Source organism: Metapseudomonas otitidis (genome assembly GCF_011397855.1).
GTDB classification, from domain to species: Bacteria; Pseudomonadota; Gammaproteobacteria; order Pseudomonadales; family Pseudomonadaceae; genus Metapseudomonas; species Metapseudomonas otitidis.
The window spans coordinates 4,804,381-4,819,259 of record NZ_AP022642.1; the positions used below are offsets into that span (position 1 = coordinate 4,804,381).

A 14,879-nucleotide genomic window follows, 5' to 3' on the forward strand; every position below is an offset into this window, starting at 1 on the left:
AGAAGGAGCTATCCAACAGCTCCTGCTAGAAGGTCAGGCCAGCAGACGATTTTTTGATTACAATCGCGGACTGCGCTGAGGAGCCATTCCATGCCCGACTCTGGCCCGCGGATACCGCACTCCCAGAGCTCAATCACGCGCCACCCCAACACAAGGAGCTCAGCCTTGACCTTGGCATCACGAGCGACGTTCTGCTCAAATTTTGCCTGCCAAAATTCCGGTCGGGTCTTAGGGGTCGTTGCATAGCGGCACCCGGGATGCCTGTGCCAGAAGCAGCCATGCACGAAGATGCAGACCCGATAGCGGGAGAGCACCAGATCAGGCCTTCCAGGAAGGTTTTTCTGGTGAAGACGATATCTGAAGCCGTGCCGATGCAGCAGACGCCGGACCTTCATTTCCGGTGACGTGTTGCTGCCCCGAATGCCCGCCATCATGCGAGACCTGACTTCCTTACTGACTATGTCCATGACTCAAGACCAGAAGAACCTTTTCGAGGAAACGCCCAGGGATCCCACCCGTGAGCTTGACCGAGCCATCCAGGTGGTTGACCTGTTCGCGGGGCCCGGCGGACTGGGCGAGGGTTTTACGTCGTTCGGCGACGGCAGTCGCTTCGAGATCGTAGTGTCCGCAGAAAAGGACTCCAAGGCTTGGCAGACCCTGCGATTGAGAGCCTTCTATCGACTGCTGAAGAAGCACAAGCCAAGTCATCTACGCGAGTACTACGACTACTGCAACGATCCATCAACCACCGAGGGGTTCGTCCCATCCCACGACACCGCCCAACTCTGGGAGGAAGCAGGAAGGGAAGCAAGGTGCATCACACTTGGAACCAGCGAGGGTAACGCGACGCTGGATGAAGCCCTGAATGATCCACAGCACGGTCTCAATGACAAAAGGCCCTGGGTGCTGATCGGAGGCCCGCCTTGTCAGGCCTATTCGGTGGTAGGCCGTGCACGTAACCAGGCCAAGGCCGACTACAAGGCCGAAGATGATCATCGGCATTTCCTCTACAAGGAGTACCTGCGGATCATCAGAGAGAAACAGCCAAGCGTTTTCGTGATGGAAAACGTGAAGGGCATTCTCTCGTCCAAGGTGAACAACGAGCGGATCTTTTCAAACATCCTTCGTGACCTCTCATCTCCCCCGGAAGGAGAGGCTGGCAAGCGATACCACATCTATTCGCTAGTGACAGGGACCCACTTCGGCCCCGATGACGATGTGAACAAGATCGATCCGAGAGCGTTCGTCATCAAAGCCGAGGAATACGGCATCCCTCAGGCTCGCCACCGGGTGATCCTGCTTGGAATCGCAGAGGATTGCCTGCCCTCCGACATCGCTCAGGTCAAGCTGACCAATGACAGCCCGGAAGCAACTGTGGGACAGGTCATCGGCAGCCTGCCAAGACTTCGAAGCGGCCTCACCTCGGTAGAGGACAGCAAGGACAACTGGATCGATGTCGTGACCGATGAGGTGGAATACCTTCGAAGCCAGATCGATGTTGGCGACAAGATGTGGCAGGCGCTGGGTGATGTATTGAGGGAGTTCAATGCACCGGAAACGTGGGGCGGAAGGCGAGTCCGAAGACCTGAGGACAAGTCGGATGGCAGTACCGGCAGCGCTGAACTGGACACCTGGTATCGGGACCAGAACCTTGATTACTGGCTGAACCATGAAGTTCGCGGACACATGTCTGCGGATCTGCGCAGGTACGTTTTTGCGGCAGCTTATGCAAAGACATACGGCGTCTCACCCAAAGGCCATAAAGGCTTCCACCTCGATGGGCTCGCACCTGAGCACAAGAACTGGAAGACGGGCGTATTCAGTGACCGCTTCCGTGTGCAGGCGGAAAAACGGCCGGCGACCACCATCACCAGCCACATTTCCAAGGATGGGCACTACTTCATTCACTACGACCCCACCCAGTGCCGTAGCCTCTCGGTGCGCGAAGCTGCGCGGATACAGACCTTCCCGGACAACTACTTCTTCCAGGGCAACAGGACGGAGCAGTTCCATCAGGTAGGCAACGCAGTTCCCCCGCTGCTGGCCTCGAAGATCGCCAGGGTGGTGTTCCGTATCCTGTTCGACAAGGTCGAGGCATTCGACAGACAGGCTGCGGATACGGAAGAGAAGAAGTGCGAGGAAGCCTGCGCCTGACCTCCCGAGCTGGGCATCTGTCGAAAAAGTGTCGAAACCACAGACCGACAATGCCCAGCACATACCAAGCCATATGCCATGGAAAGCCCGAATTGACTGACGTTGGCAGGGAAAGCCCAGCAAAGACCATGAGCCGAAACGGGTTCGATTCCCTTCGCCCGCTCCAGACATCAAAAGCTAAGCCCCTGAATAACCTCGGTTTTCAGGGGCTTAGTCGTTTCTGGGGGTTGGGAAGTGTGAAAGAACTCAGCAAATCCCGCTGCCACTCCAGCCATCGATGCAAGCGCCATTGAATCGAGGTGCGCCCAAGATGCCGAGTCCCCTTACCTGCGATGAAACGTCAGTGCATTCACGTATTCGTCTAACACCGCTATGCCCTGCAGATACCGCGGATCTCGTGAGGTTGTATACCGACCCTGTGGTGCGCGCTTACTTGGGAGGCCCGCTCAGCAAAGAGGCGGCAGTGAAGCGGGCGGAACTTGAGGTAGGTGCTCACAGAGAACCCCCTTTATGGGTCATCCGAACCCAGCGAGCTGGGCAGTTCGCCGGCGTTGTTTCGTTCGACCAGCATCATGATGGCGTTGATATTGAGGTGAGTTACGAACTGCTCCCGGAGCACTTCGGTAAGGGATACGCCACCGAGGCGTTAACCCTCGCGCTGCACTACGGGAAAAACGTGATGGGGCTTAGAAGAGTGATTGCCGAAACGCAGAGCAGAAATCTCGCCTCCATACGCTTGCTCAAGAGAATCGGGATGACCCTTGAGCGTGAGCTGACGCGTTTCAATGAGCCTCAAAGCATCTACGCAATCACCTGGTGATGACAGACCGTCACGTCCTTCCTCGCAAACGCCAGCTGGTTCGCCCTGAAAAGCCCGGATCGACTGGCGGTGGTAGGTGCTGCCATCAAAAGCCAAGCCCCTGAACCCCATACTTCCAGGGGCTTGGTCGTTTCCAGGGCTTGCAAGTGTCGGCGTCATCCGCCCTCCCCTGCCTACGGATCAGGCTCCTGCTTCAACATCTGCTGAGTCAGCAGCGCCACGTTGACCATCACGTACTTGCCCACCTTGCGGGACGGTAGGTAGCCGTTGCGAATCCAGCCCCACACACGTCGTGTTCGTCGCCCATGCGAATCCAGTTGGCGAACTGGCGCCATGGCATCAGCGGTGGCGGCGCCAGGAAGTCATCACGGTCCATGACCTAGCTATCCTTCACGGATTCTGAACGGTGGCGGGTCCAGAAGTCGGCACGGGCGCGATGGAGCGCGGCGCGCAGGCCGTAGTACAGGGCGTTGTCCCCCAGTTTGTTGAGGCGGCTGACCTGCAGGTCGTCCACGAAGCCGGCGACGTGGAACAGCAGCACCAGTTGGCGAAACCTCATGGCAGCCGCGTTGGGATCGCGGTGCAGGTCGAAGCGGATGATCCGGAGCAGCCGGAGCAGCAGGCTGGTAGCGGCGCGGTGCGGGCTCCGGGCTCCGGGCTCCGGGCTCCGGGCTCCGGGCTCCGGGCTCCGGGCTTTACGGCATGACATAAGAACAAGGTAGTTTTCTTCCATCTCCCTGGCCTTTGTTGCACTATGTTGGTCTTTATTGGGAAATGATGATTTGCATTTAATGCAAATCACATAATGCAAGAATAACCACCATTGCAGATAGTTAGTAGCACTATTTGCTAATTACTAAGAACAAATTGGAATGATCAGAGAGCGGCTTATAGCCATATGGGACGCGAAGAGCTTCACAGCCAAGAAGCTGCAGGAGCTGAGCGGGATCGACCGCGAGAAGTGGTACGCCCTACGAAATGGAAAGCGCCGTGCGAACGAAGACGACATCGAAGCAATGGCCAACATCACGCCGGAGTACGCGCTGTGGCTTGTGAGCGGAAAGATCGCTCCTGAGTGCGGCCAGACCAGCCCCGAGTACGATCAGGCGAATGCCACGGATACCGAATAGGCTCTCTATATAGAAGCGGCCCGCCAACCCCCTCAGCGAGCCGCCCGTAACACCCAGCCCTCAACCCGCACCATCACGGAGGAAACGTCAGTTCCTCCACGGTGAGCATTCCACCCGGTGCCCTCACCGCCAGCTTCACCGCCCCCTCCAGAACCCTCCAGCACCTCCAGAGGCGAATTGAGAATATGAGAGAGCGAATCATCGCAATACTTGAGCATAAGAAGCTCACGGCCAAGAAGCTGGAAGAGCTGAGCGGCGTCGACCGCGAGAAGTGGTATGCGCTCAGAAAGGGTGGAAGGAGGGTCAACGAGGATGACATCAAGGTCATCGTCGAACTGGCCCCGGAGTACGCGCTGTGGCTTGTGAGCGGAAAGATCGCTCCCGAGTGCGGCCAGACCAGCCCGGAGTACGACCGGGCTAATGCTACGGATACCGAATAGGCTCTCTATATATAGAAACGGCCCGCCAGTTCCCCGGCGAGCCGCTCGTAACACCCAGCCCTCCCCCCAGCATCACGGAGGAAACGTCAGCTCCTCCACGATGAGCATCCCACCCGGTGCCCTCACCGCCAGCTTCACCGCCCCCTCCAGAACCTCCAGCACTTCCACCTCGATCCCCTGAGTCAGCAGCAACCGCATCACCCGCTCGTCCGGCTCCCCATCAAGGATGTTGATCGACACCACATCGCCCGCACGGCAGACACCTTCATGTAATTGCATGTGTGACACACCTCACATTTTCACGAGGTGAAGAACAGCACAGGGGCCGGGTTAGCGCGAGGGTGGCCAGATGGATTCAGACATCTCCTAGGAAACTTCGGCATCCCAGCTACCACTGCATGCGTAGGTCCCCTACCAATGGGCATGGGCATCGGCGTTGATAACGGCGCCCTGGCTGAATAGGATTCAGCGGCTTGCCGATCAAAGGAGTGATGGCCATGAAAGCCGACTGGGACGACGCCCCCCGCCACGTAAGGCGGGACGGGAAAAGCGCATGGGTTCGCTGGCTGGTGCCAGGGCTCGCAGGCTGTGCCCTGGTGTTTGGCTTGCTCAACCTGGCAGGCACCCACTTCGCCTTCCCCCGCTTCAACGATCAACCCGCCGAGCCGCCAGCGGAATACGTGCATACCGACCCGTACGGCAACGGGGCTGAACGGCAACCGCAAACCGCCACCGCCGAAGAGCAGCTCTGGGCCGATCAACGCCGCAAGGAAGAACAGCGCCGGGCACAGGCCCAAGCCCAGCAGCGGCAGACCGACTTCAACGACCACAACTACACGCCCCGGCAGCCCGACAACGTGGTGAGCATGGAAGGCGTACGGCAGTCGCTCGCCTATCAACAGCCCAACCAGCAAACGACCACCCGCCGCCGATCCATCGAGAAGGACGGCCAGATGGTCAGATGGTCAGATGGTCAGATGGTCAGATGGTCAGATGGTCAGATGGTCAGATGGTCAGGAAATGGGACGGCGGCGGCAGCTACTACGCAACCTGGACCATCGTGAACAACTACATCGACAACGGCAGCGTGTGCGACAACCACAAGCGCGGCTCGATCGATTACCGGGAGTGCCGCAAAGGCGCGAAGCAGTTCTTCAAAGCCGAGTGCAGGGGCTGGGGAGAGCGCTGGCAGCAGGACTGTGAGCCGAGCAGCGACCTTATGAAGCAGCGCTACTGCTCCGCCGCCAGCAGCTTTAGCCCGATGATGTAGCGCCTACAGACGTACCTGAATGGCGTTGGAAATCACGGCTCTTGGATAGCTTCGACCGTCACGTTTCACTTAACTCTCTCTCCGGCCGCCAGTGCTTTTCGACAGTCCAAAGTGGCTCGCTCCCTTGAAGCAGTTTGAAAGCCGCTACGTAGGCGTCGTAAGTCGGTTTGTCGAAGTCTGTCCAAGACTCACCGAAGCGTCGTGCGGCGTTCAGCGCAGCCCGAAATTCGGCAAGGGAGGCATCGTTTCGACGCTGATGGCTATAGGTGACGAGAGCCCTGATCAGCACGCGATCAATCGGCGGATGCAAAGCCCTGACACTCGGGTCGTCATGGTGCCCTGCACACACCAATTTCGACTTCAGGTAGATGTTGACCAGCTTCTGGGCACGCCCATACGTGCATTCCAACGATGTGACCCGTGCTGCCTCGCAAACGGCTTCGATACGCTGGTGAATAAACGCATCTACTTCGTCCGGAGGTGGTAGGTCAGTCGGACTAGAGATGCGATCAAGCCCGGCACTCTCTATCAGCCTCTTCGCCACGGCAACGGTGTAGCCCTTTCCACGCCGCGCATACGCTCGCCCAGCTGCCCATACGGCGAATCGGTGCTTGTGCTCGTCAATTCCGTAATTCAAAGACGTGCCTCGATGAGGTTCTGAAAGAAGCGCATCCTAACGCCCCCCCATACATGATGCACCGCTCCCCAGGCACCCCCTTGCCGCCCCCCGGCACACACCTGCCGCCCTCCTCCACCCGCACGCACCCTGCAAGCCGCGCCATCCGGCGCCTGCAGGGCTCGGCATGGAACCTGCTAATAACGGGTCTAGCCCAACCTGAAGGAGCAGAACCATGAGGATCGATACCCAGTTGATGCAGGGGGCCGGCACCTCCAGCACGCAGAAAACCGGCCGGGGTACGGCGCAGGGCACGGGGGATTTCGCCGGAGACTATGCCGCTGCGCTGGCCGGCGAGAAGGCGGAGCAGCCGCCCAAGGCCGACTTCAGCCACATGAACCGTGGCGAGCTGATGGAGTGGATCAATGCCCAGGTCAAGGCTACAGGCACGCTGGATGGCACCGAGTCGCTGGTGTCCATGACCCTCAACGGTGTGTCGGCGGTGGATGGCAGCGCCGACAACAGCCGCAGCTTCGATTACCTGAAGCTGCTGCGCGACGGCATCGACGGGGCGCAGCAGCGCAACGACATGAAGGAAGCCGAGCGCCTGCGCTCAACCCTGGACCTGCTCGGTCGCTACCAGGAAGACGGCGCCTCCAACAGCCACTGGCAGGCGTAACGCCGGCCACCCCAGGCGAACCGCCGCCCCTGGGCGGCGGCCCGCAGCACCTTGAGATCGGTGCGACGCCGTTGGTGTCCGCCCCCGTGTTTGGCGCGATAATGCGCCGCTGAACACACAGGGGCCTTCCATGAACCAGCGTGCTATGGACTCGACCGCCGCGATGCGGAGCAAACCCGCCGACGCCCTCATTCTCATTGCCGAAGACGAAGTGGAGATCGCCGAGATCCTCGCGGCCTACCTCCAGCGCAGCGGCTTGCGCACCGTCCACGCCAGGGACGGGCAGGACGCACTGGCCCGGCACCACAACCAGAAGCCCGACCTGGTGCTGCTGGACGTGCAGATGCCGCTGCTGGACGGTTGGCAGGTGCTCAGCGAGATCCGCCATCGCGGCGACACCCCGGTGATCCTGCTCACCGCACTGGACCAGGACATCGACAAGCTGACCGGGCTACGCATCGGCGCGGACGACTACGTGGTCAAGCCCTTCAACCCGGCGGAAGTGGTGGCGCGGGTGCAGGCCGTGCTGCGGCGGGCGAAGGCCACCCGCGCCGAGGGCTCGCGGGTGCTCAGTGTCGGCGCCTTCCGTATCGACCTGGACAACCACGAAGCGAGCGTGGAGTGCGCCGGCCAGCGGCACCTGCTGGACCTCACCCTCACCGAGTTCAAGCTGCTCACCAGCCTGATGCGCGCCCCCCGACGGGTGTTCAGCCGTGGCGAACTGCTGGAGGCCTGCCTGCCCGAGGGCGACACCCAGGAGCGCACGGTGGACAGCCACATCAGCAAGCTGCGCAAGAAGCTGGAGCTGCTGGGCATCCAGGGCGTACCCACCAGCGTGCGTGGCGTCGGCTACCGCTTCGGTGGCGAAGCATGAGCCGCACCCCGGGCCTGCGCCGGCAGATAATCCTGTCCCTGTGCACCATGGCGCTGGGCATCATGCTCATCTCCATCGTCGGCACCTATGCCTTCTACGAAGTGCTCTATGCCTACGAGCCCAGCAGCATCTCGGAGACCTGGCCGCCGACGCGCACCGAACTGGCCTGGGTGCTGGCCACGATCCTCGCTGCGCTGGTGATCGCCGGCTACGTGGCCTTCCAGCTCTCCCGGCGCATCCTCACCCCGCTGAACTCGGTGGCCCACAGCCTGCGGGAGGTGGCCCAGGGCAACCTGCAGGCCCGCGCCACGCTGGACGAACACGCCATGGGGGAAACCGCCCAACTGGTGCACGACTTCAACACCATGGCCGAACGCCTGGAGGGCATGACCCGCGAGCAGCAGTTCTGGAACGCCGCCGTGGCCCACGAGCTGCGAACCCCGGTCACCATCCTCCGTGGCCGCCTGCAAGGGCTGACCGAAGGCGTCTTCACCCCCAGCAACGAGATATTCGAAGGGCTGCTGCGCCAGGTGGAAGGGCTTGGCAGGCTCATCGAAGACCTGCGCGTGGTGAGCCTCAATGACAGCGGCCACCTGGAGATGGAGCTGGCCCCGACCGACCTGGCACAGGAGGTCACCAGCATCGCCCAGGCCTTCACCTCCAGCCTGGAGGCCAAGGGCTTCGTGCTGCAGCTGGAGGTGCCCGCCCGCGCCCAGGTGGAGTGCGATGCCTTCCGCATCCGCCAGGCGCTGATGGCCCTGCTGGAGAACGCCCTGAAGTACGCCGAGCCGGGCGCGCTGAAGATCCACGCCCACATCGAGGACGGCACCTGCCGGGTGAGCGTCGAGGACAGCGGCCCGGGCCTGCCGGCCGAAACCGCCGCGCTGGTGTTCGAGGCCTTTCGCCGGGGCGACCCCTCCCGCTCGCGGAAGAGCGGCGGCAGTGGCCTTGGCCTGTCCGTGGTCCGGGCCATCGTCGAAGCCCACGGAGGCCACGCCACCTGCCACCCCTCATCGCTCGGCGGCACCGCCTTCAGCCTCAGTTGGCCGGTGCGGGGTGGCGTGAGCGGCTGATGCGTCCCCCAGGCAGGTAGTCACCCCGCGTTTCCATCAGGCTGAACGCCAACCGCGCCAGATGCCGTGCCAGCCCCTTGAGTGCCTGGGTTTCGGTGCGGCCGTGCCGTCTGCACAGCTGGTAGCGCTCGCGCCAGGCCACCGAGCGGCGGGCGGTCCGTGCCGCCGTCAGCAACAGGTGGTGGGTTTGGCCGTGCAGCGGCGCCTCCCGGAGCGGGCTGGCGCGCCCGCTGTTGACGAAGGCGATGTAGGCGCCGGCACTCTTGAATTCGCCCTGCCCATAGGCGCCGGCCAGCAGCGCGGCGGTGACGATATCCACCCCCTCGATCGCCAGGCAGCGCAGGGCCTGTTCACGGGGGCCCTGCGCCCGCAGCAAGCGCCGGACCTGCCGCCGGAGCGCGAGCCGGGGGGAAGCCTGGCACGGCTCGAGCAGCGCTAGCAGGCGCGGGTAGAACAGCGGCGCCTCACACGCCGCAGCGGTCCCGTGCCCAGTGGCCTCCGCCGGCGTGGCGGGGTGTTGTGTGTGCATCGCGCTACACCTGTTGCAAATGTGGCCCCAACCTCGCGCGGAGCGGGGCCTGGCGGTCAGTGCCCAGTGATCACGCTGTTCCAGATCCGTGTGCGGAGCCGGTCGATACGCGGCGGAACGGCCTCGAGCGCAAACAACGTGCCGAAGACCTCCGGCGAGGGGTACACCTTGTTGTCCGCACGGATGGCCGGGTCCACCAGGGCGTCCGCCGCCTGGTTGCCATTGGCGTACTTGATGGCATTGGTGACCGAGGCCATCACCTCGGGTTGCAGCAGGTAGTTCATGAAGGCGTAGCCGGCATCCTCATCCTTGGCGTCCACGGGCATGGCCACCATGTCGAACCAGGTCGTCGAGCCCTCCTTCGGCACCATGTATTCGATGTGGATGCCGTTCTTCGCTTCATTGGCGCTGGCCGCCGCCTGCAGCACATCCCCGGAGAAACCCACCACCAGGCACACATCGCCATTGGCCAGGTCGGTGACGTACTTCGAGGAGTGGAAGTAGGTGACGTGCTTGCGCATCTGCTTGAGCAAGGCCTCGGCCTTCTTGTAGTCCTCCGGCTCCGTGCTGTGGTGCGGCAGCCCCAGGTAGTGCAGGGCGATGGGCAGCAGCTCCGGCGCATTGTCCAGCACCGCCACGCCGCAGGTGGAAAGCTTGGCGAGGGTTTCCGGCTTGAAGATCAGGTCCCAGCTGTCGATCGGGTGATCGGCGCCGAGTACCGCGCGCACCTTGTCCACGTTGTAGCCGATGCCGGTGGTGCCCCAGACGTAGGGAAAGCCGTACTGGTTGCCCGGGTCGTTCACCGCCGTGGCCTTGAGCAGCCGGGGGTCGAGGTTCTTCCAGTTCGGCAGCTTGGAGCGGTCCAGCTTCTTCAGCGCACCGCCCTGGATCTGCCGGACCATGAAGTGGTTGGAGGGGAACACCACGTCATAGCCGGAGTGCCCGGCCATCAGCTTCGCATCGAGGATCTCGTTGCTGTCGTAGACGTCGTAGTGCACACCGATCGACGTCTGGGCGGTGAACCTGGCCAACGTATCGTCGGCCACGTAGGCGCTCCAGTTGTACACGCGGACTTCCTCGGCTGCCTGGCTTGCGCTGGCCAGCAGCAGGAGGGGAATGAGTTTTTTCAGCATGACGCCACCTCGGGGGAGTTTTCTTGTTGTCTGCAGTCACTGAAAAGCCGGCTGCAACGCACCGCGAAGCCGGTCTGCAAAGACCGCCTAGCGCATCGCGCCGACGAAGAGAGCACCCTGGATACGAGCGGGCACGGGCCCGGAACGGCACCGGCGCGACTGGCCCGGCGCGTTCGAGGCTAATGAAGCCGCTCAGGGCTTGTCTTGCGCGCGGGCCCGCGTGGAAAGCTGCGCCTGGTAGGCCTTGGGGGTCATGCCCATGCGCTCGCGAAAGCACTTGTAGAAGGCCGAAAGGGAGTTGAACCCCGCCGCGAAGGCCCAGTCGTCGACACGCCCGCTCTCGGGGCTCTGGTGCAAGCGCTCCAGCAGGTGGTTCAGGCGTGCCTGGTTGACGTAGCGATAGAAGCTTTGCCCCAGCACCTGGTTGAGCAGGTGGGATATCTGGTTGCGCGTGTAGCCGGTGGCGGCGGCCACCTGCTGCAGGTCCAGGTCGGGGTCGAGGTAGGGGCGCTGGTGCTGGAAGTAGTTCTCCAGGTCGCACGCCATGATCCCGATCTGCCGGGGCGAGAGCCCCAGACGGCTCAGCGCCGGGCGGCTGTCCGATGCGGTGGAACCATCCGGCTCGATGCGCTCCAGGTTGGCGTACTCGTTCACCCGCCAGACCAGGCCATCGCACACGGTGATCGCCTCGCTGGATCGAAAGGCCACCAGGCCACGGCTGCCATGCAGGCAGATGCGGTACTGGATGAACGCGGTGTGGCCGTCGATGCGGATGCGGTCGGTGTGCTCCAGCAGCTCGCCGCTCAGGCGCGGCAGGCTCTCGTAGACGAACGCCCTCAGCTCCGGCAGGCGCATCAGGCGGTTGCTGGAGTAGTCGTGGTACTCCACGTCGGGGTGGTAGAGCTTCAGGAGCCCTTCCAGGTCACCAGTCCGCCAGCCTTCGCGGTAGAGCAGGATGGTCTTGCGCGTCAGCTCGGTCTGCTCGGCGTCGTCCGGCAGGTGGGTCGTGGCAGTCATGGCGGGTGACTCGTGATGGCGGACAGTTCGCGCGGATGATAGTCAACGGAGTCCATCCCGGTCAGCGGCCGCCCCGTTGCAGGGGCGGCCTGTTGACCAGCGGCGCGGCTCAGCTCGCCTGCATCAGCTCGTTCGCCGCCCGCAGGCCCGAGGCATAGGCGCCATGCACCGTCTGGTAGAAGGACTCGTCGGTGGCCTCGCCGGCGAAGAACAGCTTGCCGTCGACGGGCGACGCCAGGTCGTTGCGCATCGGCACCGTGGAACCCACCACGTTGCAGGAGTAGGAGCCCAGCGCATGGGGATCGCTCGCCCAGCGGGTGATCGCCCAGTCACTGGGCTGCGGGATGTCCGGGCCGTACACCGCTCGCAGGCGCGTCATCGCGTCCTCCACGATCGCCTCGTCGGTCCAGCCCTCGATCTCGCGCCCGAAGTCCGCCGCGTTGAAGCCGATCAGGATCGGCGCACCGGTCGCCCGCGCCAGGCTCACCCACTCAGCCCACTGCCCATGCTGCTCCGGCACCATGTTGATCCAGTCCGTCCGGGTGTCCCAGAAGGCCTCGGGGAACTTCAGGCAGCACTTGTTCAGCACCCCGACCCCCAGTCCTTCGATGGCCCGGGTCTTCTCGGGCGGAAGCGCCGGGGAGAAGTCGATCGCCCCGCTCTTGAGCACGCCCAGCGGCACGCTCAGCAACACCTGGGCAGCCTGGTAGCTGCGCCCGCCGACGCGGACGGTAACGCCTTCGCCCTCGCTGTCGATGGCGCTGACGACCTGACCCAGACGGATGTCCAACCCCTTGGCCAGGTGCTCCACCAGCACCCGGTAGCCGTCCAGGAACAATGCCTCGTCGCCGGCGTACTCACCGCCGCTGTCGAAGGTGTGCAGGGAAAGCGCCTGGACGCTCTCGCCGTACTCGTGTTCGTAGGTGGTGTTGAGCAGGAAGTCGACCTGCCGACGCTGGGCCAGCCCCAGGGACCGGTAGTCCATCTCCTCGCGCACGGCATCACCCAGCGGACGGTCCTCGTCGCTGTCCTGCGTCTGCTCAATGGCTTCCTCGATGGCTTCCCGCAGCGCCTCCAGCGCCTCCTCCTCATCGTCGTCGTAGCGATGGCCGTCGCTGCCGAAGGTCTCGGTGCGATCGGTACTGGTGGTGGCCAACCGCGCGCCAACCTGCTTGGCCAGCCGCGCAATGGGGTTGTTGGGGCCGGCCCCGTGGATCCAGGTCGCCCCAAGGTCGACATTGATCCCGTCCCACGCCTGGTGGGTCATCAACCGTCCCCCCAGGCGGTCGCGCGCCTCGAGGACGATCACCCGGTACCCGGCATCGTGCAGTTTGCGAGCGGCGGCCAGCCCGGCGATGCCGGCACCGATCACCAGCACATCGGCCTGCCCCGGGTCCGCTCGCCCTGCGCGCTGGCCCTGGGTTCCCAGGCCATTGGCCAACACGGGGGACAGGGGCAGGGACGCCCCCAGCAAACTGCCTGCAGCCAGAATGAAATGTCGACGCTTCATGTATCACCTCAAGAATTCAACTTGCGGCCTCACACCGCCATGGCCCCCGCATAGGCAGGCACCGGACCGGGCGAGGCCGATCGGTGCCAGTCTGAGGGGCCTGCATTGCCATTCGTTCGAGCTTGTGTGGAGAACAGGTGGAGCGCATCAGTAAAGCGCAAACCGGCGCGAGCGCCGGCCGCGCCACTCAGCCACGCCCGGCATACACCCCCGCCAGCGACGCCGGCGCGTCCCCATCCTGCGCGTTCAGGCCACCGCCCAGGGCCTTGTAGAGGGCCACGGCGTTGCTGGTCTTCTCCCGGCGCAGCTCCAGCAGTGCCTGGCGCGCGGCATACAGCTGGCGCTGGGCATCGAGCAATTCCAGCCGGCCATCGAGCCCCGCGCGGTAGCGCTGGCCGGAGAGGTCCAGCCGGCGCTCGGCGGCGCTGACGGCCTGCAGCTGAGCGTCGATCTGCCGGTCGAAGGTGGCCGTGCCCGCCAGGGCGTCCGCCACCTCGCGGAAGGCGATCTGGATGGCCCGCTCGTACTGCGCCACCGCTTCGGACTTGCGCACCTTGGCCAGGCGCAGTTCCGCCCGCAAGCGCCCGCCCTGGAACAGCGGCACCGTCAGTTGCGGGGCGAAGCGCCAGACCTGCCGGGACGGGTCGAACAACCCATCCAGCGAGGTGCTGGCATAACCGAAGGAGGCGGTCAGGGAGATCTGCGGGAAGAACGCCGCCCGCGCCGCGCCGACGTCCGCGTTCGCCGCTTCCAGCACCTGCTCGGCCTGACGCAGGTCGGGGCGGGCCAGCAGCAGCTCCGACGGCAACCCTGCCGGCAGGCGGCCGAGCAACGGCTGCTGCGCCAGGGACAGGGCCGGCGGCAGATCAGTCGGCAGTTCACCGCCCACCAGCAGCTGCAGGGCGTTATCCGCCTGGGCGCGGGCACGTCGGCGCGCCTCCAGATCGGCCTGGGCGGTGGCCACCTGGCCTTCGGCCTGAGCCACGTCCAGCGCGCTGTTCTGGTCGGCCTGCTTCAACAGGCGCGCCAGGGCCAGGGATTGCTGCCAGTCCGCTAGGGTCTGCTCGGCCAGTTGCAGCTGCTCGGCGGCCAGTTGCTGGGCGAAGTAGGCATCGGCCACCGCCCCCACCAGCGCCACCTGCGCGGCGTCACGCCCCTCTTCGCTGGCGAAGTAGCGCGCCAGCGCGGCATCGGAGAGCGCCCGCACGCGGCCGAACAGGTCCAGCTCGAACGCGCTGACGCCCAGGTTCACCCCCACCTGTTTGCTCACCGTGCGGCTGGAGCGCTCGCTGGAATCGGCCGCCAGGGCCCGCTCGCGGGTCTGGTTGGCCTCCAGTGCCACCGAAGGCAGGCGCGCGGAAGACTGGATGCGGAACATCGCCTGGGTCGCCTCCACATTGAGGGCGGCCAGGCGCAGGTCGCGGTTCTGCTCCAACGCCTGCTCGATCAGGCGCTGCAGGCGCGGGTCGCCGAACATGCGACGCCAGCCCGGCAGCGGCGCGGCCGCGACGGACGGAGCGCCCGCCAGCTGCGGGAACTGCGTCGGCACCGGCAGTGCGGGCCGCTCCAGGGGCGGCACCAGGGAACAGGCGCCAAGGCTCGCGGCCAGGGCCAGCGGGATCAACAGGCGCATC

Annotated in this window: 18 protein-coding genes; 9 read left to right on the plus strand and 9 right to left on the minus strand. The window is 64.1% G+C overall.

Annotated elements, in window-relative coordinates; all coding sequences use genetic code 11:
- Positions 1-8 precede the first annotated feature (8 nt).
- Positions 9-467 carry a very short patch repair endonuclease gene (locus PotMrB4_RS22220; protein ID WP_172434498.1) on the minus strand — a complete coding sequence of 153 codons (459 nt, stop codon included), beginning with the start codon at positions 465-467 and terminating at the stop codon, positions 9-11.
- Here PotMrB4_RS22220 and PotMrB4_RS22225 point away from each other — a divergent pair.
- A complete protein-coding gene (locus tag PotMrB4_RS22225; RefSeq protein WP_172434499.1) occupies positions 466-2,154 on the plus strand; it encodes a DNA cytosine methyltransferase in 1,689 nt (562 codons plus the stop codon). The genes PotMrB4_RS22220 and PotMrB4_RS22225 overlap by 2 nt on opposite strands.
- 310 nt (positions 2,155-2,464) lie before the next feature.
- Positions 2,465-2,974: a GNAT family N-acetyltransferase gene (locus PotMrB4_RS22230; RefSeq protein WP_172434500.1), complete on the plus strand. Its 510-nt coding sequence runs from the start codon at positions 2,465-2,467 to the stop codon at positions 2,972-2,974.
- A gap of 379 nt (positions 2,975-3,353) precedes the next feature.
- On the opposite strand, the gene PotMrB4_RS22240 is transcribed toward PotMrB4_RS22230, so the two are convergent.
- On the minus strand, positions 3,354-3,533 hold the full coding sequence (locus PotMrB4_RS22240; protein ID WP_139134056.1) for a hypothetical protein: 180 nt from the start codon (positions 3,531-3,533) through the stop codon (positions 3,354-3,356).
- Positions 3,534-3,846: 313 nt separating this feature from the next.
- On the opposite strand from PotMrB4_RS22240, the gene PotMrB4_RS22245 reads away from it, so the two are divergent.
- Both PotMrB4_RS22245 and PotMrB4_RS22250 read left to right on the plus strand, forming a co-directional pair.
- Positions 3,847-4,104 (plus strand): helix-turn-helix domain-containing protein, encoded by a 258-nt coding sequence (locus PotMrB4_RS22245; protein WP_044400120.1) that lies wholly within the window; start codon positions 3,847-3,849, stop codon positions 4,102-4,104.
- Between the two features lie 101 nt (positions 4,105-4,205).
- On the plus strand, positions 4,206-4,544 hold the full coding sequence (locus PotMrB4_RS22250) for a helix-turn-helix domain-containing protein (protein WP_232060755.1): 339 nt from the start codon (positions 4,206-4,208) through the stop codon (positions 4,542-4,544).
- A 72-nt stretch (positions 4,545-4,616) separates the two neighbouring features.
- Here the strand turns inward: PotMrB4_RS22250 and PotMrB4_RS22255 are convergent, their stop codons facing one another.
- Positions 4,617-4,823: a hypothetical protein gene (locus PotMrB4_RS22255; protein ID WP_044400114.1), complete on the minus strand. Its 207-nt coding sequence runs from the start codon at positions 4,821-4,823 to the stop codon at positions 4,617-4,619.
- A 218-nt stretch (positions 4,824-5,041) separates the two neighbouring features.
- Here PotMrB4_RS22255 and PotMrB4_RS22260 point away from each other — a divergent pair, with 218 nt between their 5' ends.
- Both PotMrB4_RS22260 and PotMrB4_RS22265 read left to right on the plus strand, forming a co-directional pair.
- Entirely contained in the window at positions 5,042-5,608 is a 567-nt protein-coding gene (locus PotMrB4_RS22260) for a hypothetical protein (protein ID WP_172434501.1), read from the plus strand.
- Positions 5,605-5,814, plus strand: a complete 210-nt coding sequence (locus tag PotMrB4_RS22265) for a hypothetical protein (protein ID WP_172434502.1) — start codon at positions 5,605-5,607, stop codon at positions 5,812-5,814. Before PotMrB4_RS22260 ends, PotMrB4_RS22265 begins: the two co-directional genes overlap by 4 nt.
- 58 nt (positions 5,815-5,872) lie before the next feature.
- Here the strand turns inward: PotMrB4_RS22265 and PotMrB4_RS22270 are convergent, their stop codons facing one another.
- Positions 5,873-6,451: a hypothetical protein gene (locus PotMrB4_RS22270; protein ID WP_172434503.1), complete on the minus strand. Its 579-nt coding sequence runs from the start codon at positions 6,449-6,451 to the stop codon at positions 5,873-5,875.
- A gap of 214 nt (positions 6,452-6,665) precedes the next feature.
- On the opposite strand from PotMrB4_RS22270, the gene PotMrB4_RS22275 reads away from it, so the two are divergent.
- The 3 genes from PotMrB4_RS22275 to PotMrB4_RS22285 all read left to right on the plus strand — a co-directional run bounded on the left by PotMrB4_RS22275 (position 6,666) and on the right by PotMrB4_RS22285 (position 9,056).
- Positions 6,666-7,109: a hypothetical protein gene (locus PotMrB4_RS22275; RefSeq protein WP_172434504.1), complete on the plus strand. Its 444-nt coding sequence runs from the start codon at positions 6,666-6,668 to the stop codon at positions 7,107-7,109.
- A gap of 130 nt (positions 7,110-7,239) precedes the next feature.
- Positions 7,240-7,983, plus strand: a complete 744-nt coding sequence (locus PotMrB4_RS22280) for a response regulator (protein ID WP_232060756.1) — start codon at positions 7,240-7,242, stop codon at positions 7,981-7,983.
- Positions 7,980-9,056, plus strand: a complete 1,077-nt coding sequence (locus tag PotMrB4_RS22285) for an ATP-binding protein (protein ID WP_074973251.1) — start codon at positions 7,980-7,982, stop codon at positions 9,054-9,056. The genes PotMrB4_RS22280 and PotMrB4_RS22285 overlap by 4 nt, the downstream gene beginning before the upstream one ends.
- Here PotMrB4_RS22285 and PotMrB4_RS22290 read toward each other — a convergent pair.
- The 5 genes from PotMrB4_RS22290 to PotMrB4_RS22310 all read right to left on the minus strand — a co-directional run bounded on the left by PotMrB4_RS22290 (position 9,022) and on the right by PotMrB4_RS22310 (position 14,878).
- On the minus strand, positions 9,022-9,585 hold the full coding sequence (locus PotMrB4_RS22290; protein ID WP_172434505.1) for a hypothetical protein: 564 nt from the start codon (positions 9,583-9,585) through the stop codon (positions 9,022-9,024). The genes PotMrB4_RS22285 and PotMrB4_RS22290 overlap by 35 nt on opposite strands.
- Positions 9,586-9,641: 56 nt before the next feature.
- Positions 9,642-10,718 (minus strand): polyamine ABC transporter substrate-binding protein, encoded by a 1,077-nt coding sequence (locus tag PotMrB4_RS22295; RefSeq protein ID WP_172434506.1) that lies wholly within the window; start codon positions 10,716-10,718, stop codon positions 9,642-9,644.
- A gap of 192 nt (positions 10,719-10,910) precedes the next feature.
- On the minus strand, positions 10,911-11,735 hold the full coding sequence (locus PotMrB4_RS22300) for a helix-turn-helix transcriptional regulator (protein ID WP_172434507.1): 825 nt from the start codon (positions 11,733-11,735) through the stop codon (positions 10,911-10,913).
- A 109-nt stretch (positions 11,736-11,844) separates the two neighbouring features.
- Positions 11,845-13,245, minus strand: a complete 1,401-nt coding sequence (locus PotMrB4_RS22305; RefSeq protein WP_172434508.1) for an FAD-dependent oxidoreductase — start codon at positions 13,243-13,245, stop codon at positions 11,845-11,847.
- Positions 13,246-13,432: 187 nt separating this feature from the next.
- Positions 13,433-14,878, minus strand: coding sequence for an efflux transporter outer membrane subunit (locus tag PotMrB4_RS22310; RefSeq protein ID WP_172434509.1), 1,446 nt, complete (start codon positions 14,876-14,878; stop codon positions 13,433-13,435).
- Position 14,879 lies beyond the last annotated feature (1 nt).

Bases quoted from the DNA above. Each gene is read 5' to 3' on its own strand.
- PotMrB4_RS22225 (WP_172434499.1), top strand. From the start codon at position 466: ATGACTCAAGACCAGAAGAACCTTTTCGAGGAAACGCCCAGGGATCCC.
- PotMrB4_RS22220 (WP_172434498.1), bottom strand. From the start codon at position 467: ATGGACATAGTCAGTAAGGAAGTCAGGTCTCGCATGATGGCGGGCATT.
- PotMrB4_RS22230 (WP_172434500.1), top strand. From the start codon at position 2,465: ATGCCGAGTCCCCTTACCTGCGATGAAACGTCAGTGCATTCACGTATT.
- PotMrB4_RS22240 (WP_139134056.1), bottom strand. From the start codon at position 3,533: ATGAGGTTTCGCCAACTGGTGCTGCTGTTCCACGTCGCCGGCTTCGTG.
- PotMrB4_RS22245 (WP_044400120.1), top strand. From the start codon at position 3,847: ATGATCAGAGAGCGGCTTATAGCCATATGGGACGCGAAGAGCTTCACA.
- PotMrB4_RS22255 (WP_044400114.1), bottom strand. From the start codon at position 4,823: ATGCAATTACATGAAGGTGTCTGCCGTGCGGGCGATGTGGTGTCGATC.
- PotMrB4_RS22260 (WP_172434501.1), top strand. From the start codon at position 5,042: ATGAAAGCCGACTGGGACGACGCCCCCCGCCACGTAAGGCGGGACGGG.
- PotMrB4_RS22275 (WP_172434504.1), top strand. From the start codon at position 6,666: ATGAGGATCGATACCCAGTTGATGCAGGGGGCCGGCACCTCCAGCACG.
- PotMrB4_RS22280 (WP_232060756.1), top strand. From the start codon at position 7,240: ATGAACCAGCGTGCTATGGACTCGACCGCCGCGATGCGGAGCAAACCC.
- PotMrB4_RS22285 (WP_074973251.1), top strand. From the start codon at position 7,980: ATGAGCCGCACCCCGGGCCTGCGCCGGCAGATAATCCTGTCCCTGTGC.
- PotMrB4_RS22290 (WP_172434505.1), bottom strand. From the start codon at position 9,585: ATGCACACACAACACCCCGCCACGCCGGCGGAGGCCACTGGGCACGGG.
- PotMrB4_RS22295 (WP_172434506.1), bottom strand. From the start codon at position 10,718: ATGCTGAAAAAACTCATTCCCCTCCTGCTGCTGGCCAGCGCAAGCCAG.
- PotMrB4_RS22300 (WP_172434507.1), bottom strand. From the start codon at position 11,735: ATGACTGCCACGACCCACCTGCCGGACGACGCCGAGCAGACCGAGCTG.
- PotMrB4_RS22305 (WP_172434508.1), bottom strand. From the start codon at position 13,245: ATGAAGCGTCGACATTTCATTCTGGCTGCAGGCAGTTTGCTGGGGGCG.
- PotMrB4_RS22310 (WP_172434509.1), bottom strand. From the start codon at position 14,878: ATGCGCCTGTTGATCCCGCTGGCCCTGGCCGCGAGCCTTGGCGCCTGT.